Below are 20,402 nucleotides of genomic sequence, written 5' to 3' on the forward strand. Positions count from 1 at the left end.
GTTCTATGGGAAGGCGCTGGAATTGGACGTTTGCTATCGAAGCAAAACGGATACCATCGTGAGCAAGTCACGCGCCGCCACGGCAAGATGCCATCAGTCGCTATCCCCAGCAGGTAGGCGCGGTGCTAAGTTGCAGAATCATTCTTTCGCTCGCCGGAGTTCTTCATCATGTCTCGTGTCCCTGCCGTTGCCACGCGTCGCAATTTTTCGCGCCTCGCCTTGACCATCGCGATGGCCCTCGCGGCCGCCGGCGCCACGGCGCAGCAAACGCGCTCGGACAGCGTGCCGCCGCCGCAGGACACGCCCTACCTCGGCACCGTATCGCTGCAAGTCGATGCCAGCGACACCGTGCAGGGCATTTTTCGCGCCCATGAAACCATTCCGGTGAAAGCCGGCGCGCTCACGCTGCTGTATCCGCAGTGGATTCCCGGCGATCACTCGCCGACCGGTCCAATCAGCATGCTTGCCGGGCTGCAAATTACCGCGAATGGTAAACGCATTGCGTGGAAGCGCGACGAATACAACGTGTACGCGTTTCATCTCGACGTGCCGGATGGCGTGTCGAGCATCGATGTGTCGTTCCAGTACCTGTCTGGCCGCACCGATAACGAAGGATTCGAAATCACCGACCGCATGATGGATCTGGAGTGGAGCAAGATGGTGCTCTATCCGGCCGGTTATTTTTCGCGCGACATTACGTTTGCACCGAGCGTGACGTTGGCGCACGGCTGGCAGCTCGGCACAGCGCTGGAGACGGCTTCGCAATCGGGCGACGTTGTCACGTTCAAACCGGTGACGCTCAATAACCTGGTCGATTCGCCGATCTACGCGGGCCGGTACTTCAAGCGTGTCGATCTGAATCCGGGCGGTGACGCGCCGGTGCATCTGGATATCGTCGCAGACGCGCCGAAGTATCTGGAGATGACGCCGGAGCAGCTGAAGGTGCATCGCGCGCTCGTGACGCAGGCCGTGAAGTTGTTCGGCTCGCATCACTACGATCATTACGATTTCCTCTTCTCGCTCTCCGATCAATTGGGTGGAAACGGTACGGAGCACCACCAGTCCAGCGAGAACGGTCTGGGCGCCGACTACTTCACCGCATGGAGCGACGCCGCACCGGATCGCGATTTGCTGGCGCACGAATACACTCATTCGTGGAACGGCAAGTTCCGTCGTCCCGCCGATTTGTGGACGCCCAACTTCAATGTTCCGATGGGCGATTCGTTACTGTGGGTGTACGAAGGACAGACGCAATACTGGGGCTTCGTGCTGACCGCGCGCTCCGGCATGTGGAACGCGGAGCAATTCCGCGACGCCGTCGCCATGGACGTGGCCAACTATGAGCGCAATCGCGTCGGCTTCCAGTGGCGTACGCTCGAAGACACCACCAATGACGCAACGGCCGCGCGCCGTTCAAGCTTGCCGTACCGCAGCTGGCAGATGAGCGAGGATTACTACAGCGGCGGCCAGATGATGTGGTTCGCGGTCGACGCGAAAATTCGCTCGCTCACACACGACCACAAATCGCTGGACGATTTCGCGCATGCGTTCTTCGGTGTGGACAACGGCAGCTATGTCACCAAGACGTACACATTCGATGATGTGGTTTCCGCATTGAACGGCGTCGCACCCTACGACTGGGCGACTTTCCTTCATGCACACGTCGATGAACTCAATCCGCCGTTCGCGAGCGATTTCGAGGCAACCGGCTGGAAACTCGTTTATACCGATAAGGAAAGCGAGTACGAGAAGCAATACAACGATCGCCCGCAATCGTCGCGCCACTTGTACAACTTCGCCTGGTCGATCGGCCTGACGATGACGGACAAGGGTGAAGTCAACGACGTACGCTGGAACGGACCGGCGTTCAAGGCGGGCGTCAGCACCGGCGCGACGGTGGTTGCGGTAAACGGCCAGGATTATTCGAGCGATGTGCTGAAGAGTGCGATTGCGGCCGCCAAGGGCAGCAGCGCACCGATCCAGCTGCTGCTGAAGTATCAGGGCGGTTTTCGCACGGTGCCCGTGGATTATCACGACGGCTTGCAATATCCGCACCTGGTGCGCATCGAGGGAACGCCCGACTACTTGAGCGAAATCGGCGCAGCGCGGAAGTAAGCGGCATCAACGTTAGTAACGGCATGTCCGCTTTCGACGCAAAGCGGACATCGCCTGGACGTGAAGCAAAGATATTTTCCCGCTTCATTCGCGTTCGAAACGCACAATCTCTTCGAGCATGATCTCGGCGCGTTTCACCGCGCTACTTGCGAAGCTGTCTTCCAGCCAGCGGCGATACCCCAGCCAGCGCACCACCGCATAGGCGATAGCAACCACTGCCAGCGACGCAGCAGCGCACAGCAGCAGCCAGGGCAGCGTGCCCGTCAGCCTGCTCCACAGATCGACACCGGCACGATCCATGCCGTATTGAATGAACATGAGCATCACCGGTATCCAGATGATGCTGCCCAGCACAGCGAATACCGGTGCCTCTACCTTCACTCGCCACGCGCGCAGTCGCGCGACACGGCGCTGGATCTCCAGCACGGGAGCGGTGTAGTCGATGGCTTGAACGAGGGATAGCACACGCGCGGGGAAAATGATCTCCAACGTGCCGAAAGCCTGGACCGCAATGCCGCACGCCATCGCTTGCCACACATGCGCATGCGTCGACCAAAAACGGATACCCCACAGCATGATGGCGATGCCGAGCGCCATCTGTGCCGCCTGCCCCCATACCAGCGGCCGCAGTCCGCGACGCAAACGGTCCGACTGGCCGCCGCGGAAAATCTGCAAGTTCATCGCGTGCTGGCGATCCAGTCGCACGCTAAGTTCCTGCCAGGCCTGCTTCATCTCATCCAGTTCCATCGTCATGCTCCCGCCGTCGCTGCGCCGACCATTTGTCCACGCAACGTCTGCTTGATGCGGCCGATCTTGGTGGCCACGTTGGTTTCCGTAATGCCCAGAATCTGGGCAATCTCTGCATAGGATTTGTCTTCGAGGTACAGCAGGATCAGCGCACGATCGAGTGCACCGAGCTGACCGATGAAGGTGTAGAGGACGGTCAATCGCTCGTCCTGTTCCGGCGCGGGTTCGGTGCCGATATGGTCCAGGTGATGCTGTTCGAGCGGCTCCACTTTTCCGGTCAGGTCACCCTTTCCCCTGCGCAACTGCGAGATCGCCACATTCAATGCCACCCGGTAAAGCCAGGTGGAAAACTTCGCCTTCGCAGGGTCGAAAAGGGCGAACGAACGCCACGCCTGCAGACCTATTTCCTGCGCCAGGTCGCGCCGGTCCTCGGCATGCTGCGTATACAAACCGGCCACCTTGAACACGATGCCCTCGTGCTCGCGTAGCAGAGTTTGGAAGCGTCCTTGGTCCGGGCGGTGGCGCATGTTCGCTCGCGTGGTCTTCGGCTCCCTCCATGATTCGCAGAACGCGGGAAAAAATCACAGTCCCCACGCCCCGTCCTGCCCCTAGGGGAGCCAGGGGTCTCACGGCGTGATTTGTGGGGCATATGTTAGGTAGCGCCCCAGCTTTGATCGGCGCATTGGCAAAGTTCGGGCCTGCCGGGGGCTACGCCAGCAATGGCGCTATGGGCAAAAAAAACGATGGTTACCCGTTGGGATAACCATCGCTGATTTACGGCCGAAGGCGATTGACTGTCACCGTGCCATCGCATGAAACAAAACATCCGATTCATGCGACGGCCTACATGTCACTCCAAATACCTTCCTAAGGCGTTCTACAAACTCACTTCAAATCGAAGCGATCCAGGTTCATCACCTTGCTCCATGCCACGACAAAGTCGTGGATGAATTTTTCCTTCGCGTCGGTGCTTGCATACACTTCGGCCAACGAGCGCAGCACCGAGTTCGAGCCGAACACGAGATCGACGCGTGTGCCCGTCCACTTGTGCGCACCCGTCTTGCGATCGTGCCCTTCAAACAAGCCCCTGGACTTCGACGATTCCTTCCACTCCGTGCCCATATCGAGCAGGTTGGCGAAGAAATCGTTCGTGAGTGCTTCGGGATGTTTGGTGAACACGCCGTGGTTGGTCTGACCCACGTTGGTGTTCAGCACGCGCAGGCCGCCGATCAGTGCGGTCATTTCCGGTGCTGTCAGCGTCAGCAATTGTGCTTTGTCGATCAGCAGCGCTTCGGACGGTACGGCGTACTCTTTCTTCTGGAAGTTGCGGAAGCCGTCGGCGACCGGCTCCAGCGGTGCGAACGATTCCACATCGGTTTGATCCTGCGATGCATCGGCACGTCCCGGCGTAAACGGCACTTTCACCGCATGGCCGCCGTTCTTCGCAGCTTGTTCGACCGCCGCGCAACCGCCGAGCACGATCAGGTCAGCGAGCGACACACTCTTCTTGTCGCTTTGCTTGCCGTTGAAGTCTTTTTGAATACCTTCGAGCGTGGACAGCACTTTCGCCAGCTGCGCCGGTTGATTGGCTTCCCAATCTTTTTGCGGCGCGAGGCGAATACGCGCGCCGTTGGCGCCGCCGCGTTTATCCGAACCGCGGAACGTAGATGCCGACGCCCACGCCGTGGATACAAGCTGCGACACGGAAAGTCCGGAAGACAGAATCTTGCTCTTGAGCGCCGCGATGTCGTTCTCGTCAATCACGGGATGCGTGACGGCGGGAAGCGGGTCTTGCCAGATCAGTTCTTCCGCGGGTACTTCCGGACCGAGATAGCGCACACGCGGACCCATGTCGCGATGCGTGAGCTTGAACCATGCGCGCGCAAACGCGTCGGCCAATTGGTCGGGATGTTCCAGGAAACGGCGGGATATCTTTTCGTACGCCGGATCGAAACGCAGCGACAAGTCAGTGGTGAGCATCGTGGGCCGCTGCTTTTTCGACGAATCGTGCGCGAGCGGAATGGTTTCCTTGGAGTCTTTGGCGACCCATTGGTTGGCGCCTGCGGGACTCTTGGTGAGTTCCCACTCGTGACCGAACAGATTCTCGAAGAAACCGTTGCCCCATTTGGTCGGCGTCGCAGTCCAGGTCACTTCCAGACCACTGGTGATGGTGTCGGCGCCTTTACCGGAGCGGAACTTGTTGGCCCAACCAAAGCCTTGTTCGGCCAGATCGGCGCCTTCCGGTTCGCGGCCGACATTGTCGGCAGGGCCTGCACCGTGTGTCTTGCCGAAGCTGTGGCCACCGGCGATAAGCGCGACAGTCTCTTCGTCATTCATCGCCATGCGTGCGAAGGTTTCGCGGATATCGTGCGCGGCGGCGAGCGGATCGGGATTGCCGTCGGGACCTTCCGGATTCACATAGATCAAACCCATCTGCACGGCGCCGAGCGGATTTTCCAGATTGCGGCCGCCTTCGGTGCGATCTTTCTCATGGCCGTGCAGTTCTTCATCGGCCACGATCACGCCTTCTTCGTCGCCTTGCGCGCCTTTACCGTAGCGAACGTCACCACCCAGCCAGGTTTTCTCGTTACCCCAATAGACATCCAGATCCGGTTCCCAGGTATCTTCGCGGCCGCCACCGAAACCGAAGGTCTTGAAGCCCATGGTTTCCAGCGCGACGTTGCCGGTAAGCACCAGCAGATCTGCCCAGGAAATCTTCTGCCCGTATTTCTGCTTGATCGGCCACAACAGGCGGCGCGCCTTGTCCAGGCTGACGTTATCCGGCCAGCTGTTGAGCGGTGCAAAGCGCTGCTGTCCGCGACCTGCACCACCGCGGCCGTCGCCGATGCGATAGGTGCCAGCGGCATGCCAGGCCATGCGAATGAAAAGCGGGCCGTAATGGCCGAAATCGGCCGGCCACCATTCCTGCGAATCGGTCATCAGCGCGGAGATGTCTTTCTTCAGCGCCGTGTAGTCCAGGCTCTTGAACGCTTCGGCGTAGTTGAAGCTTTTATCCAGCGGATTGGACTTGTGGGAGTGTTGACTGAGCAGATCCAGCCGCAGCTGTTTCGGCCACCAATGGCGGTTCGTCGTACCGCCACCGGCGGTGTGTTTGAACGGACATTTGGCTTCACTTTTCGGTAGGGCTTCGGTGGACATGCGTCTTCTCTCCCTTCATTGGCTGCAGCCTGCAGGCTGGTAAATGGCTCAGGATGTCCAAACAGCGTGCTTTAGGACTCCGTGAAAAAGATGTGATCAATCCACGATGCACCGGCGTTCGAAGACACCGATGCGCATTCATGATGCGTAGCATTGAGAGACTCTGCTTCGCGCGAGGAGAGTTCAAATCTATTTTTTCAATGGAGTTGATAGTTAGCGTCGATAGCTATCGAACGAATCTGTATTCGTTTCTTATTGCGCGATGCAATAAAGGCGCGAATGCTGGATTGCCAGATGCTTTGCGTAACCCAAACGGCTTGTATCGCCCGCGAACGTCTTGGTGACGTCCTTAAAAACGCAATGAGCGTCAGGTGCGAAGTTACGCGCAAGAAAGATGCAACAAGCGCCTCAGGCGGGATTGTTGCAGAACGATGTCCACCATCGACATCAAAAGAAGACCTAAAATTTTTTAGGACTCACCTGTTTCCATGAAGGAGTAGCTCATGCAACGCGACTTCGATCGAACGGATGCCAAAGCTCAGGCGTGCTCTTACATCCTGCTTAGCCTGCTGCAACGCATGGATCAGCAGGAGCCCGGTCTCATCGATGCGCTTCTTGCTGGCGCGAAGGGCGATTTTGAAGCGTCGCAATCACAGGGCGATTTGCCTCATCCCGTTCCGATGATCTTCCAGGAAGCCATCGCGCTTTTGACACGCGCAAACGCTTATAAGCAAAACATGCTGGATCGTCGTGGAGACGAAGAAAGCGCTTCTAACAGCAACTGACCTTAGCGAGGCAGCAAACGTTCGACACGCCGATCGACCTTGTCGCCAACGCGCTCATCGACGTTACGCCACCAGCGTTCGCCCGTATGCGGTGCCGACAGGTCCAGACGCTCGCCCATGCGCGGGGTAGCGAGAGGAATATTGCGCTCGACAGCCAACGCAACGACGCGTTCGAACGGTTCCTGCCAGCGATGCATGGCCAGATCGAAGGTGCCGTTGTGCACCGGCATCAACCAGCGGCCGCGCAGATCCACATGCGCCTGCACGGTCTGTTCCGGCTGCATATGCACGTAAGGCCATTGCGCATCGTACGCACCGGTTTCCATCAGTGTGATATCGAAAGGCCCAAGGCGTTCGCCGATGGTTTTGAAACCTTCGAAGTAGCCGGTGTCGCCGCTGAAGAACACGCGCAGCTCGTTATCGAAGATCGCCCACGACGCCCATAGCGTGGTGTTGCCGTCGAACGGCGTACGTCCGGAGAAATGCTGGGCTGGTGCGGCCGTCATGCGCAGACCGTCGATCTCGATGCTTTCCCACCAATCGAGCTGATGCACTTTCGCCGCATCCACGCCCCACTCGATCAGGCGATCACCGACGCCCAGCGGCGTCAGAAAAACACCGGTCGTCGCAGCCAGGTGCTGAATGCTTTGCCGATCGAGATGATCGTAGTGATCGTGCGAGAGGATGACGCCACGAATCGGCGGCAAGTCGTGCAAAGCGATCGGCGGTTGATGAAAGCGCTTGGGGCCCATCCACTGGAACGGCGACGCGCGTTCGGCAAAGACCGGGTCGGTGAGCCAATACGCACCGCGCAGTTTGATCAGCATGGTGGAATGGCCGAGCCGGTAAAGGCTGCGGTCCGGCGCCGCGTCGAGCTGCGCGCGAGTGAGCGCCTGCACCGGCAGCGGACTGTTCGGTTGCGTACCGGCGGGTTTATTGAACAGCGCATTCCAGATGATGCGCAGCGTTTTGCCCGCCGGCTGCGACGGCCGCTGCGCCGGATTGTGGAAACGGCTGTCGCGGCGTTGCGGGGATGCCTCGTACTTGTCGATCTGGGGACGAGCGGGTTTGGCGTTGCGCGTAAACATGGTGGATTCCTGTAATCAGGCCGGGGGCGCCGAGTACCTACACTGCACAGTGTAGTTTATGATCCAGAAAAAGTAAACTAATCGGTGTAAAATGAGGCCATGCCTAGCCTGCCTACCTCTTCCCAGCGCCTGACCGACCGCAAACGCCAGGCGATCATCAACGCCGCCATCGACGAATTCCGCACTGCTGGCTACGAAACCACCAGCATGGATCGCATCGCCGCGCGTGCCGGGGTGTCCAAGCGCACCGTCTACAACCACTTTCCCAGCAAGGAAGTCTTGTTCGCCGAGATCCTGCATCACTTGTGGGAAGCGATCGCCGGCGGCGAGGAACTTGCCTATCGCGCCGACCGTCCCTTGCGCGATCAATTGCTGGAACTGATCGCGCAAAAGTTTCGTCTGCTCAATGACGAAGCGTTCGTATCGTTGGCGCGTGTTGCTATTGCCGCCGGCATCCATTCGCCCGAACGCGCGCTCGACATGGTTGCGCGCATGAGCGAGCGCGAAGAAGGTTTGACTGTGTGGATACGCGGCGCGGCCGCGGCTGGTCGCTTGAAGACCAACGATCCGGTCTTTGCCTCACATCAATTACAGGGGCTGATTAAAAGTTTTGCATTCTGGCCGCAGATCACGCTGGCGCAGCCACCGTTGGACATTGCTGCACAAAAGCATGTGGCTGAGTCGGCGGTGGATATGTTTTTGGCTTACTACGCTGTCTAAGCTGTCTGCTCAACCCGCGGGGATATTTCGTCTCGGCAGGACGGCGTCTGCTTTCGACCCAAAGCGGACATAATCGGTATTATTACTGCCGGTCGAGGCGTGGTGATTCTAGGGGTCCATGTACACAAAATATTGGCGGGAATTACGTGCATGGACGTATGCATCGTGGGGCGTATTTTTTGTTCTCGGTCCCGTCGGCGCGTTCGTAGTCTCACGCCTTCGTCTTGAAGCGGCTAGTATTTATTTCGTGTGGGGTTGGTTCATAGCATTTGGGTACACGCGCTTAGTGATCATATATTTCCGATGCCCAAGGTGTGAAAAGTATTTTTTTGTGCTCAAGGGACATGGTTTCAATACAAGCACCCGGAAATGTTTGCATTGTGGTTTGCAAAAGTGGGCGGCTGATTCTCGCTAACACATCTGTGAATCATGGATAGCGTCAATCTAGAAGTGACGATATCCGCCTTCGACCCAAAGCTGACATTTTGAACGTCTCTTTGCCAGAAACTGGTCGGAGTGTCTTGCGGAAAGACACTCCGATCCGCACTTCTTGAGCTTTGCAAACATCGCACATGGCAAGTGCACGTCGAACGATCAACGACTCAACCATTGTGCGGCGGCATCGTCCGCGAAGTTGCGATACGAGCGCGGCGCGTGACCAAGCAGATGTGTGAGTCGTGCGATGTCTTCGGATGTCGCAGCCGCGCCTTCGGTTTGATAGCGATCAAGCATCAAACGAAGATCGAGTGCGTGCCATGCCGGCATCATGGTCTTCATGCGTTTCTCGAGAACCGCCGTGTCATTGCCCGCGTAGTGAATCTTTCGCGCGAGTGCATCGCTCCAGATGTTGGCGACATCGGTGCCTGACAACACATCCGGTCCAACCAGCGCGTACGTTTCGCGCGGAAGCGATGCCGGTGCGCGCTCACGGCGCAGCAGTTCCAATGCCGCGGCTTCGCCGATGTCGCGAATGTCGACCATGGAGATGCCCTTGTCGCCAACGGGCATGCCGTACATGCCGGCGTTCAACAGCGGATCTTTCTGGCGCAAATCGTTCTGGATGAAGTAAGCCGGGCGCAGCACCGTGGCGGGCAGGTCGAGTGCTTCGATCATGCGTTCCACGGTGTTCTTGCTCGCGAAGTGCGGCACGTCGGCGTAGGTGTCACCGTTGTAGACGGAAAGATAGACGATGCCTTTGACGCCGGCCTCGCGAGCGACCGTCAGCGCCTGCATGGCCTGGGTCAACTCATCCGCGACATTCGGCACGAGCAGGAAAAGCGTGCTGACGCCCTCCAGCGCAGCGCGAAAGGAATCGACGTCGGCGAGATCGCCAGCGACGGCGGTGACGCCGGCCGGAAACTGTGCCTTGTTCGGCGAACGGGTGAGGCCGCGAATATCGACGCCCGAACCGCTCAGCTGATTCAGGACCTGGGAACCAATTGTTCCCGTGCTACCGGTGACCAAGATGCTCATAGTGAAATTCCTCGTTGTGTGACGTTGAAGGACGGCGTGGACACACAGTAGGTAGTTTCACTTTTGGCGAGAAGATGCCAATAATTGGACACCTCGTCTCATATTCGGAACACCTTTATGGACCTGCAGGCGCTTACCGATTTCGCGCTGGTGGCCACCCACGGCGGCTTTGGGCGTGCCAGCCGCATCTCCGGACGATCCAAAGCCACGCTGTCGCGGCGGGTGTCGGAGCTGGAACAAAGCCTGGGCGTGCGATTGATTGAACGCGGCTCGCAAAGCCTTCGCCTGACGGACGAGGGACGAGCCCTGCACGAACGAACGCATGGACCTCTGTCGGACATTGCCGAAGCGGAGGAAGCGGTGACGCTGGGTGCATCGACGCCGCGCGGACGGCTTCGCGTGAGTGCGCCGCTCGTGCTTGCGCATGTCGCACTGGGCCGCGTGAGTGCACGTTTTGCGTTGGCGTATCCCGACGTGCAACTCGAAGTTATCGCCGACGATCGAATGGTGGATCCCGTGGAGGATGGCTTCGATCTGGTGATACGTGTCGATCCGTCGCGCGACGAACGACTTGTCGGTCGGCGCATCCTCGACGATCAACGCCTGCTTGTTGCGCACCGGGATGTTGCCATGCCGCCGCCATCCGGAGACGACGAAGAGACACCTTCGGTCAAAGCCGTACTTACACCAAAAACTTCACCTGATCTTGTATGGCAATTCCATACAAATACCGGTGATGAAAGACGCATCAAACCGGAGCCTGTATTGCGGCTTTCATCGTTGATGATGATTCGCGATGCGGTGCTCGCTGGTGCAGGCGCAGCTTTGCTACCGAAACTATTGGTCGAAGAAGACATCAAACAAGGGCGTTTGGCGCATTGGGGAACCGATACGCATCCACCGGTGGAAATTTGGGCGCTGCGCAATTCGCGCCGACTGGTCGGTGCAAAAGTCAGAGCGTTCCTCGATGTGATCGAGCAAGCTTTTCCCGGACGAACGTTCACGCCGACGAAGTGATATCAACACATCGAGAAAGCATTCATGGGCATCGAAGGTATCAGTCACATCACGTTCCTCGTTCGCGATCTGGAACGGATGGCGATGTTTTTGTGCGAAGGCCTGGGTGCGAGAGAGGTCTACGACAGCAAGCCCAAAAACTTTTCGCTGTCGCGGGAAAAATTCTTTGTGCTGGGCGGCGTGTGGATAGCCGCCATGGAAGGCACGCCTCCGGCCGAACGAACGTATCGGCATCTGGCGTTCAAGGTGGCGGAGACCGATTTGCCCGTGTTCGAGCAGAGACTTCGCAGCCTCGGTGTGGACATCCAGCCGCCGAGGCCGAGAGTGCCAGGGGAAGGCACTTCGCTTTATTTCTACGATTTCGATAACCATCTCTACGAATTGCATACGGGTACGCTTGACGAGCGTCTTGCGCGCTATGGCACTGAATATTAAAGACTTGTGAGGCCTACTACGGCTTCTCGAAATCGGCTTACCGGCCACCCCTGTTGCTATCGATACAATTTCGATATATCGTTTTGTCCAACGTTTCGATATATCGGAGTTATATCAATGCACAGGCATTTCCTGTTTCACCGGTTTATGCACCGCCACCACGGCGGCCGCGGCATGGGCTGGGACGATGAAGGCGGCTACGGCCGCGAGGCTTACGAATTCCATGGGCGGCGCGGACGCCATGGCCATCATCACGAAGGTGGCGATGGGTTCGGCGACTGGGACGGTTTGCAAGGCGGCGGACGCCGCGGTGGCGGACGCATGCTGGGCCACGGCGATCTGAAATTGTTGCTGCTCGCACTGATCGAACAGCAGCCGCGCCACGGTTACGAATTGATCCGTACGATCGAAGAGATGTTCCACGGTCACTACTCGCCCAGCCCCGGCGCCATCTATCCCACGCTGACCATGCTGGAAGAAATGGGCTACGCGGCGGTGGAGAACGAGCAGGGCAATCGCAAGCTGTATGCGATCACCGACGAAGGCCGCGCATATCTTCAAGAAAACCGTGGCGCAGTGGACGCGATGACCGAGCGCAATCGCCACAGCGCACGCCTGATTGCAAAGCTGTCGCTGCCCATGTCGGTGCGCAAGGCGATGCACTCGCTCAAGCACGCTGTGCTCATGCGGGGTGCCGACTGGAACAAGGCCGAAGCGCAGCGTATTGCCGCCATTCTTGAACGCGCCGCCGCGGATATCGCGACGGGCCGCACGGATGAAAACTGAAACGACCGATGACGCCTTGATCGCCTTGCAGCAACGCTGCAAGGCGCAAGGACTCGTTCTGACGTCGTCGCGCAACGCTATTTTGATTGCCTTGCTCGAACAACACGAGGCACGCGATGCCGTGCCTTTATTGCAAGCGGCGCAAGCGCATCACCCGCAAACCAGCATCGGTACGGTGTATCGATTTTTACGCGAACTGGAACAGCGCGGGCTGGTGGACGCACATGTACAACCGCATGGACGCACGCGCTGGCATTTGCGCGACATGGCGCTGGCCGACGCAACACCCAGCGCCAACGATCTTCGTAGCATGCTGGCGCAGGTACGGGCATTCCTGAAAACGCTTGAACAACTTGGTCTGGCCGAAGACAACAACACCGCACACACCGCGTCAGAACATTTCGCCAACGATCCCCATCGCACGCTGGCCGTATTGCAGGAAATGGCCGGACACCTGGGCTATCGCTTGCTGCCACGCCGGCGTCGTCTGGCCTAAATCCCCATGTCGACTCTCCTATGTCGCCACTTCCATGTCTTAAGGTTCAACCATGACCAGGCACGAACACCACAAGATTCGTCATGCGGTGATGCTTCGCATGATCGAAGTGCTGCGCACGACGCGCATCACCCCGCACATGCAACGCATCGTCTTCGGCGGCGCGGAACTGCACGGTTTCCTTAGCGCTGCGCCAGACGATCACATCAAGCTGTTTCTCCCCAATACGCAGGGTGAAATGGTGCTGCCGAAACTGGGCCCGAATGGGCCGGAGTTTCCGGTCGGTGTACCACCCTCACCGGCACGCGATTACACGCCGCGCGATTACGATGCCCAATCCAACGAACTGACCATCGATTTCGTCGTTCACGGCGACGGCCCTGCATCGACATGGGCGGAACGTGCGAAACCCGGCGAGCACATCGCTATCGGTGGTCCGCGCGGGTCCTTCGTCACCGCGAATGATTTCGATCACTACGTGCTGATCGGCGATGAAACCGCATTGCCTGCGATCGGTCGCCGGTTGGACGAAGCGCACACGGGCACGCACTTGACGGTGCTGGTGGAAATTCCGGAGAAAGCCGATCGCCAGCCGCTGGGATCGCAGGCCGATTTTCATGTGACCTGGCTGGAGCGCAATGGCGTTGCCGCAACGGAAAGCCGTTTGCTGGAACAGGCGCTGGAAGAACTGTCGCTTCCTCCTGGCGATACGTTTTACTGGATCGCTGCCGAATCACGCCGTGCACGCAGCATGCGCCAGTATCTGGCCGACAAACGTGGCGTGCCGAAGGATTGGATTCGCGCAACCGGCTACTGGCAAGCGGATGGCGATGACGATGGCGACGAAGATTGAGTCGTCATCCGCACATCACAGCAATGGCGCCGCCATGATCAGCTTGTCGACCCGATAACCACGCTGGCGCGCGCGTTCCACTAATTCGTTGAAGCGCGCACGGCTCATGGTGGCGGTACGTGAAAGTATCCACAGATACCGGCGGCTTGGGCCGCCGATGACGGCCCATTGGTAATCGGCATCCAGATCGATCACCCAATAATCCGCCCACACCCACGGCATCCACGCCAGCCAGTCCGGTACGAAGCGCACCTTCAGCGCACCCGGTTCACCGTCGACGCAGCGTGCGACACCTTCCGAATCGTCCATCGCACCACTGTCCGTGCGGCAGGCGTTGTGCACGTAAATCGTGCCATCGGGATTCTTTGAATACGTCGCTGAAATCGTGTCCACGCACTGACGCTGAAAGAACATCGGCAAGTGCGCGATCTCATGCCACTTGCCCACATAGCGATTGAGATCGAGTGCGGGAACGGGGCGATTGGGAAGCGAGATGCTGGCTTCGGGTACGACAGCGACCAGCTTGGTGAGAAACATCATGGGCAACATAAGCGTGCCTCCAATGTCTTTCACGTAGCGTCGCGGTGCGGGTGTCGCGGTGACGTGCGTTGCATGTCACTTTGAAGTGAAGAGTGAATGCCCTCCCCTTTGTGGTGGGGAGGGCGTCTGTCGCGGTTAAGGTGCGGGGTTGGGTTTAACCCATGTCTGGAACAATTCGTCGATGCGGCGATATTCGTCGTACCACGAATCGGCGTGCTCGAATTCGTGCCGCTCAAGCGGATACAGCGAGATCCAGAAGTTCTTCTTGTGCAGTTCGACGAAGCGCTGATACAGACGGATGGAATCGCTCGCCATCACGTTGTCGTCGATCAAACCGTGATTGATCAAAAGCGGATCGCGCAAGTTGTCGGCGTATTCGATCGGCGAGCTGGTTTTGTACGCGTCGGGATCGAGCTGCGGATCGTTGAGAATATCCGCGGTGTAGCCGTGGTTATACGTCACCCAGTCGGCTGGTGGACGTTGCGCAGCGCCAGCAGCGAATTCACCGGGCGCGCGCAACAACGCCATCTCGGTCATGAAGCCACCGTAGCTGCCGCCATAGATGCCCACGCGCTTGGGATCCACGCCGTGGTTCTTCACCAGCCATGCCTTGGCATCGAGCAAGTCTTCCAGTTCTGGATGACCCATCTTGCGATAGATCGCGGTGCGCCAATCGCGGCCATAACCTTCCGACGCGCGGTAGTCGACATCGATGACGACATACCCTTGTTGCACGAGCAGGTTGTTGAACAGCTGTTCGTGCTGGTAGTACGTGGTCGCTTCGCTCACATCCTGCAGATAGCCGGCGCCGTGCACGAAGATCACTGCGGGGCGCGAAGACGAAGCATCGGTCTCGTTCGCCGGCCCGTAGTACTTGCCGTAGATGACACCGGCACCGTGCGATGACGGTACTTCAACGATCTTCGGTGCAATCCACGCGTGTGCGGTGAACTCCGGCTTCATGGTGTTGGTCAGTTCATGCGGCGCACTGCCTTGTGCGCTTTGCACCGACAGCTGCGGCAACACGTAGGCAGACGAATGCAGTACGGCGAGCTGGCTGTCGTCGGGCGACAACACGAATTGTTCCATGCCGCCGTATTGCGTAACGCGCGTCAGTGCACCGCCATTCGACGGCACGCGATAGACGTCATAGCTGTACGGCGCCGTCTGATTGGTGCGCACGTAGAACGATTTGCCGTCGGTGGAAAGCTGTGGATGGCTCACTTCGAACTTGCCGGTGGTGAGTGCCTTGGCCGAACCATCCACCGGTTTCACGTACAGCTGCGAATAACCCGTCTGTTCACTCAGATACCACAGCGTGCGGCCGTCCTTGAACCAACCGAAATCATTGAAGTTCCAGTTGATCCAGCCGTCGTCATGCAGACGGTTTTGCGGTACGAACGCATGGCGGTTGAAATCGATGCTGGCGATCCAGCGATCCTTGTTGTCGATGGAGCGAAGTTCTACCGCCACATTGCGGCCGTCTTCGCTCCACACGATGCCGCCGCCGGTACCATCGTCCAGGTACATTGTTACCGGACGCACGTCCGGTGCTTTGAGCGCTTTGGCGTCGTCATCCTTGCCTGCTTTTTCCAGCGCAGCGACCGTCTCTGCGCGAATGGCTTTCAACGGGTCGTCTTTGATTCCGGGAAGGTTGTCGGTGGCAACGGTGGATTGCTTGTGCGCAACAAGATCGAGCAACAGCAACGACTGCGGTGCAGGATCGTTTCGGCCGACATAGGTGCGTGCGTCTTCGTTTTCCGTGTAACCGGATTCGGTGACGTAGTGGACGACTTCCGGCGCCTTGCCATCGTCGTGATGCGCCGCTTGCGTGACGATCAACAACCAGCGGCCGTCGGGAGAGAGTTCCGTGTCGAGCGCTTGGTTCTTGTCGCCTAGCCAGAACGGACGCGGCGCACGCGACGCATCGGCCGCATCGAGCGCTGCCTTGTTGGCATTCACGGCATCCTTGTCGGACTTGTTCTCGCGCAACGCCTTGAAAAGATCGAGCTGCTGCTGGCCCAGTTCATCGGGCTTCTTCGCATCCGGATCGTCCGCGAACTTCAGCACGGCGGCAGGCGATGTCACGCCACTGGCCATGTCATAGACGAACCAGTTATTGCCTTCGCGATATTGCAGCGCACGTCCGTCGGCCGAAAACTGCGGCGACGATTCCGGTTGCGGACTACGCGTCACCTGCATACGGCGGCCGGTGGCGAGATCCACGAGAAACACATCGCCATGCAGAATGAACGCGGCGTGCTGATGCGCGCGGTCGTAGACCGACGGACCTTCCGCCGAGGCCATCGCGGCGGCATCGAGCTTGGTGCTCTGCCCACTCGCCGGGTCCACGCGATACAGACCGTGCACCGGGCTGCCATCGCGCTTGAGGCTGTAGTAGATGCTGCGGCCGTCCGCGCTCCAGTACGGATCTTCCACTGCATGGCCCACCCAGTCGGGATTGGCCATGATGGTTTCCAGATCGAGCGACCCCGAGGCGGGCGGCGTGACAGCCGCGGCGGGCAGGACGGTAAGGGCTGCGAGGCCGGCGAGCAGCAGTCGGCGCATGGGGTGCTCCAGAGTCGAAATCACGCAGCATAGCCAAGCGCGCCGGGCTCGCAAGCGCCATCAGTCGTGGTGGCTGCAAGGCGCCGGCTGATACGGCGGTCCTGCCAATGCCTTTCTTGCACCGTGGCGGCGAAGTCATCGGCGAACGGCTGCTACGATGCCGTTTCGGTTCCTTGTGTTGATGCCCAATGAGCGTACTTCCCACTGTCGAGAAAGAAACGGGTGCCCATCCTGCATGGAGCATCATCTGGCTGCATGGCCTGGGCGCCGACGGCAACGACTTCGCCCCGATCGTGCCGGAATTGGTGTCACCGCAATGGCCGGCCGTGCGTTTCGTGTTTCCACACGCGCCTGTGCAACCGGTGACGATCAACAACGGCATGGCGATGCGTGCCTGGTACGACGTCTACGGTTTCGATTTGATGGCGCAGCAGGACGAAAAAGGTATCCGCGCATCGATCGGGCATCTGGATGCTTTGATTGCGCGCGAGCATGCGCGTGGCATTCCGTCCGAACGCATTTTGCTGGCCGGTTTTTCGCAAGGTGGTGCGATTGCGCTGGCCGGTGGTCTGCGTTATCCGCAGAAGCTGGCCGGCATCATCGCGCTTTCCACGTACCTGCCGCTCGCGCCATCGCTGGCGGCCGAACGCAGTGCGGCGAATGCCGACATTCCCATTTTCTGGGGTCATGGCACGGTCGATCCGGTGGTGATTCTGCAACGCGGTGCCGATTCGCGTGCCGCACTGGAAGCGCTGGGTTATCGAGTGGCGTGGCATACGTATGTAATGCCGCACTCGGTGAGTCCGCAGGAGATTGCCGATCTGAAGCAGTGGATCGGCGAGCGGCTGCGCTGAAACCTTAATCGGCAGCGGGCATACTGCGCTCATGCCGCCCTCCACTGCCAAGCCGTCCGCGTCGTCGCACAGTCCGTTGCCGGACTTCTGTAGCCTGCCGGTGATATCGGCGTTACTGGTGGTCGGCGCGCTGTGCGTAACGCTGGCGTGGCTCGCACCGGAAAGCACGCGCGGCTGGCGCGGATACAGCGTCGGCATGGTGTTCGTGGAATGGATTGCGATGGTTGTGGGCGTGGCGTTGTGCAAGCTGCGCCCATGGTTGCTTCGCCTGCCTGGTTTGTTGCCGTATGCCGGCGTGTGGCTGGCGATGGTGGCGATCGTGACGCTCGCCAGCCTGCTCGCGCTGTGGATGGATCGCATGCTGAATTGGGAGTTGATCGTCCCCGCATCGATGGCGTTCGTGCGCGATAACGCGGTGATCGCCGCGTTGCTTGGCGCAGCGATGTTGCGTTACTTCTACGTGCTGGCCGAATGGCAGGCGCGATTGGCCGCGGTCGCGCACGCGCGCGTGGAAGCCCTGCAGGCTCGCATTCGTCCGCATTTCCTGTTCAACAGCATGAATACCGTGGCGGCGCTGGTGCGTGTCGATCCGGTGGCAGCAGAACGCACGGTGGAAAATCTTTCCGAACTGTTTCGCGCCGCGCTCGGTCAACAGGACACGCACAGCGATACGCTGGGTGAAGAGTTGCAGCTGGTCGATCGCTATCTCGCCATCGAGCAACTTCGCCTGGGCGAGCGTTTGCGCATTCGACGCGAATGGGACGATCTGCCGCTCGAAACATCGTGCCCCGTACTGCTGCTGCAACCGCTGGTCGAAAACGCCGTGCGCCACGGCATTCAACCGTTGGTGGAAGGTGGCGAAGTGATTCTGCGCGGCAAGCGCGATGGCGACATGATGCTGATCGAGATCAACAATCCACTCGCCGATAAGCCCACCACCGGCGGCAGCGGCCACGGTTTGAACAATGTGCGCCAGCGTGTCGCGTATCACTATGGCCCGCGCGCGGATGTGACGGCCGGTCCACAAGACGGCCGTTTCATCGTCAGTCTGCGCCTGCCCGTGGAGGTGCGTCATGCGCGTGCTGATCGTTGACGACGAACCGCTGGCCCGCGCGCGACTTGCATCGCTACTGCAGGAATGTGGCGATGTGGATGTAGTCGGCAGCGTCGGCGATGGCGAAGCAGCGCTTGCCGTGTTGGCCGAGGTGCATCCGGATTTGCTGTTGCTCGATATCAACATGCCGGGCCTGGATGGCAAGGCGCTCGCCGCGCGTCTGGCCAATCGTTCGCGTCCGGTGATCGTGTTCTGCACGGCGTATGAAGCGCATGCCTTGCATGCATTCGATCTCGGCGCCGTGGACTATTTGTTGAAGCCCGTACGTGTCGAACGTCTTCGCGATGCGCTCAAGCGCGCGCAACAACGTCTGGACTCGCATCAACGCGAACCGACGGGCTGGTTGCATGCGCGTGTCCACGGTGAGCCCGTGCGTATGGCATTGGACGACGTGATCTGCCTGATCGCGGAAGAGAAATACGTGGTGGCGCATCGCCGGACCGATCAGCTGTTGCTGGACGATTCCCTGCGCCAGCTGGAAGAAACCTATCCCGAGCAACTTATTCGCCTGCATCGCAATTGTTTGGTGCCCGCACATCGGCTGGTGGGTTTGAAGACGATGGACGATGGCCGCGTGCTGGCGCGACTGGCAGGCACCGAATTCAGCCCCGAAGTGAGCCGCCGCAATTTGCCCACGCTGCGCAAGCTGCTACGCATGGGTTGACGGGTGCGCGACAATAGCGGCTATCGCTGCCCCCGGAACTGTCATGACCCCCACCACCCTGCGCATCGCCACCCGCAAGAGCGCGCTGGCGCTGTGGCAAGCCGAACATGTCGCAGGGTTGCTGCGTGCGGCGCATCCCGGCCTGCATGTTGAACTAGTGCCACTGACCACGCGTGGCGACGAGATTCTCGATCAGCCGCTGGCCACGATCGGCGGCAAGGGTCTGTTCCTGAAGGAACTGGAAGTGGCGATGCTGGAAGGCCGCGCCGACCTGGCCGTTCACTCGCTGAAAGACGTGCCGTCCGAACTCGAACACGGATTTGCGTTACCTGCGATCCTGCCACGCGCCGATGCGGCCGACGCATTCGTCAGCAACGATTACGCGGATCTCGCCGCGTTGCCACAAGGTGCGCGTGTGGGCACGTCATCGCTGCGTCGTCAGGCGCAATTGCGTGCGGTGCGGCCGGATCTCGAATTGCTCGACCTGCGCGGCAACGTCGGTACGCGTTTGCAGAAACTCGATGCCGGCCATTACCACGCGATCGTGCTTGCCTGCGCGGGACTGGAACGGCTTGGACTGCACGATCGCATTCGCAGTCGCCTCGCTGCGCCCGCGTGGTTGCCCGCACCAGGGCAGGCTGCCATCGCCATCGAAGCACGTATCGATCAACCCGATGTGCTGGAAGCCTTGGCCGTGCTCGACGATGCCGATACGCGCATTGCCGTGACGGCCGAGCGTGCGATGAATCAGGCACTAGGGGGCAGTTGCACCGTACCCGTCGGCGCGTGGTGCACCCTCACCGAACACGGTTTGCACTTGCTCGGCCTGGTTGGCGATGTATCAAGCGGCCGGCTGGTGATTGCGCAAGCAGCGGGCAACACCGATGACGCGGTGAAGTTGGGCAACGACGTCGCGCAATCGCTGTTTGCACAGGGTGCGGCGGCGTTTCTGACATCCTGATGCGCCTATAAAAAAACCCCTCCGTTT

19 protein-coding genes are annotated in these 20,402 nt (G+C 59.5%); 12 read left to right on the top strand and 7 right to left on the bottom strand.

The genetic code is table 11. The features are described from left to right. Nucleotides 1-168 precede the first annotated feature (168 nt). Complete coding sequence (locus tag EKH79_RS12820) at nucleotides 169-2,115, top strand: M61 family metallopeptidase (RefSeq protein ID WP_126674209.1); 1,947 nt, start codon at nucleotides 169-171, stop codon at nucleotides 2,113-2,115. An 84-nt stretch (nucleotides 2,116-2,199) separates the two neighbouring features. Here the strand turns inward: EKH79_RS12820 and EKH79_RS12825 are convergent, their stop codons facing one another. The 3 genes from EKH79_RS12825 to katG all read right to left on the bottom strand — a co-directional run bounded on the left by EKH79_RS12825 (nucleotide 2,200) and on the right by katG (nucleotide 6,021). Then, nucleotides 2,200-2,868: a hypothetical protein gene (locus tag EKH79_RS12825; protein ID WP_233590300.1), complete on the bottom strand. Its 669-nt coding sequence runs from the start codon at nucleotides 2,866-2,868 to the stop codon at nucleotides 2,200-2,202. After that, nucleotides 2,865-3,389 (bottom strand): RNA polymerase sigma factor, encoded by a 525-nt coding sequence (locus EKH79_RS12830; RefSeq protein ID WP_126674210.1) that lies wholly within the window; start codon nucleotides 3,387-3,389, stop codon nucleotides 2,865-2,867. Before EKH79_RS12830 ends, EKH79_RS12825 begins: the two co-directional genes overlap by 4 nt. A gap of 358 nt (nucleotides 3,390-3,747) precedes the next feature. After that, a complete protein-coding gene (katG, locus tag EKH79_RS12835) occupies nucleotides 3,748-6,021 on the bottom strand; it encodes a catalase/peroxidase HPI (RefSeq protein ID WP_126674211.1) in 2,274 nt (757 codons plus the stop codon). Between the two features lie 503 nt (nucleotides 6,022-6,524). On the opposite strand from katG, the gene EKH79_RS12840 reads away from it, so the two are divergent. Continuing rightward, complete coding sequence (locus tag EKH79_RS12840; protein WP_126674212.1) at nucleotides 6,525-6,806, top strand: hypothetical protein; 282 nt, start codon at nucleotides 6,525-6,527, stop codon at nucleotides 6,804-6,806. Nucleotides 6,807-6,808: 2 nt separating this feature from the next. On the opposite strand, the gene EKH79_RS12845 is transcribed toward EKH79_RS12840, so the two are convergent. Further along, nucleotides 6,809-7,894 (bottom strand): MBL fold metallo-hydrolase, encoded by a 1,086-nt coding sequence (locus EKH79_RS12845; RefSeq protein ID WP_126674213.1) that lies wholly within the window; start codon nucleotides 7,892-7,894, stop codon nucleotides 6,809-6,811. A gap of 99 nt (nucleotides 7,895-7,993) precedes the next feature. On the opposite strand from EKH79_RS12845, the gene EKH79_RS12850 reads away from it, so the two are divergent. Further along, complete coding sequence (locus tag EKH79_RS12850; protein WP_126674214.1) at nucleotides 7,994-8,614, top strand: TetR/AcrR family transcriptional regulator; 621 nt, start codon at nucleotides 7,994-7,996, stop codon at nucleotides 8,612-8,614. 594 nt (nucleotides 8,615-9,208) lie between these two features. On the opposite strand, the gene EKH79_RS12855 is transcribed toward EKH79_RS12850, so the two are convergent. Beyond that, nucleotides 9,209-10,087: an NmrA/HSCARG family protein gene (locus EKH79_RS12855; RefSeq protein WP_126674215.1), complete on the bottom strand. Its 879-nt coding sequence runs from the start codon at nucleotides 10,085-10,087 to the stop codon at nucleotides 9,209-9,211. Between the two features lie 117 nt (nucleotides 10,088-10,204). Between EKH79_RS12855 and EKH79_RS12860 the strand changes: the two genes are divergently transcribed. The 5 genes from EKH79_RS12860 to EKH79_RS12880 all read left to right on the top strand — a co-directional run bounded on the left by EKH79_RS12860 (nucleotide 10,205) and on the right by EKH79_RS12880 (nucleotide 13,674). After that, the gene (locus EKH79_RS12860) at nucleotides 10,205-11,104 is read left to right on the top strand and encodes a LysR family transcriptional regulator (RefSeq protein WP_126674216.1); all 900 of its coding nucleotides are present in this window, start codon (nucleotides 10,205-10,207) and stop codon (nucleotides 11,102-11,104) included. A gap of 24 nt (nucleotides 11,105-11,128) precedes the next feature. After that, nucleotides 11,129-11,539, top strand: a complete 411-nt coding sequence (gene fosX / locus EKH79_RS12865) for a FosX/FosE/FosI family fosfomycin resistance hydrolase (protein WP_126674217.1) — start codon at nucleotides 11,129-11,131, stop codon at nucleotides 11,537-11,539. 117 nt (nucleotides 11,540-11,656) lie between these two features. After that, nucleotides 11,657-12,325 (top strand): PadR family transcriptional regulator, encoded by a 669-nt coding sequence (locus EKH79_RS12870; protein WP_233590301.1) that lies wholly within the window; start codon nucleotides 11,657-11,659, stop codon nucleotides 12,323-12,325. Then, a complete protein-coding gene (locus EKH79_RS12875; protein WP_126674218.1) occupies nucleotides 12,315-12,821 on the top strand; it encodes a transcriptional repressor in 507 nt (168 codons plus the stop codon). The genes EKH79_RS12870 and EKH79_RS12875 overlap by 11 nt, the downstream gene beginning before the upstream one ends. Before the next feature lie 52 nt (nucleotides 12,822-12,873). Continuing rightward, nucleotides 12,874-13,674, top strand: coding sequence for a siderophore-interacting protein (locus EKH79_RS12880; protein WP_126674219.1), 801 nt, complete (start codon nucleotides 12,874-12,876; stop codon nucleotides 13,672-13,674). A gap of 15 nt (nucleotides 13,675-13,689) precedes the next feature. Here the strand turns inward: EKH79_RS12880 and EKH79_RS12885 are convergent, their stop codons facing one another. Continuing rightward, nucleotides 13,690-14,223 carry a lipocalin family protein gene (locus EKH79_RS12885; protein ID WP_126674220.1) on the bottom strand — a complete coding sequence of 178 codons (534 nt, stop codon included), beginning with the start codon at nucleotides 14,221-14,223 and terminating at the stop codon, nucleotides 13,690-13,692. A 126-nt stretch (nucleotides 14,224-14,349) separates the two neighbouring features. Further along, a complete protein-coding gene (locus EKH79_RS12890) occupies nucleotides 14,350-16,782 on the bottom strand; it encodes a S9 family peptidase (RefSeq protein ID WP_126674221.1) in 2,433 nt (810 codons plus the stop codon). A gap of 188 nt (nucleotides 16,783-16,970) precedes the next feature. Here EKH79_RS12890 and EKH79_RS12895 point away from each other — a divergent pair, with 188 nt between their 5' ends. From EKH79_RS12895 to hemC, 4 genes are read left to right on the top strand one after another with little or no spacing between them, the layout of a single operon-like run. Beyond that, nucleotides 16,971-17,636, top strand: a complete 666-nt coding sequence (locus tag EKH79_RS12895) for an alpha/beta hydrolase (protein ID WP_126674222.1) — start codon at nucleotides 16,971-16,973, stop codon at nucleotides 17,634-17,636. A gap of 31 nt (nucleotides 17,637-17,667) precedes the next feature. Further along, nucleotides 17,668-18,729 carry a sensor histidine kinase gene (locus tag EKH79_RS12900; RefSeq protein ID WP_126674223.1) on the top strand — a complete coding sequence of 354 codons (1,062 nt, stop codon included), beginning with the start codon at nucleotides 17,668-17,670 and terminating at the stop codon, nucleotides 18,727-18,729. Further along, the gene (locus tag EKH79_RS12905) at nucleotides 18,710-19,414 is read left to right on the top strand and encodes a LytR/AlgR family response regulator transcription factor (RefSeq protein ID WP_126674224.1); all 705 of its coding nucleotides are present in this window, start codon (nucleotides 18,710-18,712) and stop codon (nucleotides 19,412-19,414) included. The genes EKH79_RS12900 and EKH79_RS12905 overlap by 20 nt, the downstream gene beginning before the upstream one ends. Nucleotides 19,415-19,457: 43 nt before the next feature. Then, entirely contained in the window at nucleotides 19,458-20,375 is a 918-nt protein-coding gene (gene hemC / locus EKH79_RS12910; RefSeq protein WP_126674225.1) for a hydroxymethylbilane synthase, read from the top strand. Nucleotides 20,376-20,402: the final 27 nt, after the last annotated feature.

Origin of the sequence: Dyella dinghuensis (assembly GCF_003977615.1) — a bacterium.
GTDB classification, from domain to species: Bacteria; Pseudomonadota; Gammaproteobacteria; order Xanthomonadales; family Rhodanobacteraceae; genus Dyella_B; species Dyella_B dinghuensis.

Excerpts from the sequence above, each read along its gene's own strand:
- EKH79_RS12820 (WP_126674209.1), top strand. The coding sequence starts at position 169 with ATGTCTCGTGTCCCTGCCGTTGCCACGCGTCGCAATTTTTCGCGCCTC.
- EKH79_RS12825 (WP_233590300.1), bottom strand. The coding sequence starts at position 2,868 with ATGACGATGGAACTGGATGAGATGAAGCAGGCCTGGCAGGAACTTAGC.
- EKH79_RS12830 (WP_126674210.1), bottom strand. The coding sequence starts at position 3,389 with ATGCGCCACCGCCCGGACCAAGGACGCTTCCAAACTCTGCTACGCGAG.
- katG (WP_126674211.1), bottom strand. The coding sequence starts at position 6,021 with ATGTCCACCGAAGCCCTACCGAAAAGTGAAGCCAAATGTCCGTTCAAA.
- EKH79_RS12840 (WP_126674212.1), top strand. The coding sequence starts at position 6,525 with ATGCAACGCGACTTCGATCGAACGGATGCCAAAGCTCAGGCGTGCTCT.
- EKH79_RS12845 (WP_126674213.1), bottom strand. The coding sequence starts at position 7,894 with ATGTTTACGCGCAACGCCAAACCCGCTCGTCCCCAGATCGACAAGTAC.
- EKH79_RS12850 (WP_126674214.1), top strand. The coding sequence starts at position 7,994 with ATGCCTAGCCTGCCTACCTCTTCCCAGCGCCTGACCGACCGCAAACGC.
- EKH79_RS12855 (WP_126674215.1), bottom strand. The coding sequence starts at position 10,087 with ATGAGCATCTTGGTCACCGGTAGCACGGGAACAATTGGTTCCCAGGTC.
- EKH79_RS12860 (WP_126674216.1), top strand. The coding sequence starts at position 10,205 with ATGGACCTGCAGGCGCTTACCGATTTCGCGCTGGTGGCCACCCACGGC.
- fosX (WP_126674217.1), top strand. The coding sequence starts at position 11,129 with ATGGGCATCGAAGGTATCAGTCACATCACGTTCCTCGTTCGCGATCTG.
- EKH79_RS12870 (WP_233590301.1), top strand. The coding sequence starts at position 11,657 with ATGCACAGGCATTTCCTGTTTCACCGGTTTATGCACCGCCACCACGGC.
- EKH79_RS12875 (WP_126674218.1), top strand. The coding sequence starts at position 12,315 with ATGAAAACTGAAACGACCGATGACGCCTTGATCGCCTTGCAGCAACGC.
- EKH79_RS12880 (WP_126674219.1), top strand. The coding sequence starts at position 12,874 with ATGACCAGGCACGAACACCACAAGATTCGTCATGCGGTGATGCTTCGC.
- EKH79_RS12885 (WP_126674220.1), bottom strand. The coding sequence starts at position 14,223 with ATGTTGCCCATGATGTTTCTCACCAAGCTGGTCGCTGTCGTACCCGAA.
- EKH79_RS12890 (WP_126674221.1), bottom strand. The coding sequence starts at position 16,782 with ATGCGCCGACTGCTGCTCGCCGGCCTCGCAGCCCTTACCGTCCTGCCC.
- EKH79_RS12895 (WP_126674222.1), top strand. The coding sequence starts at position 16,971 with ATGAGCGTACTTCCCACTGTCGAGAAAGAAACGGGTGCCCATCCTGCA.
- EKH79_RS12900 (WP_126674223.1), top strand. The coding sequence starts at position 17,668 with ATGCCGCCCTCCACTGCCAAGCCGTCCGCGTCGTCGCACAGTCCGTTG.
- EKH79_RS12905 (WP_126674224.1), top strand. The coding sequence starts at position 18,710 with ATGCGCGTGCTGATCGTTGACGACGAACCGCTGGCCCGCGCGCGACTT.
- hemC (WP_126674225.1), top strand. The coding sequence starts at position 19,458 with ATGACCCCCACCACCCTGCGCATCGCCACCCGCAAGAGCGCGCTGGCG.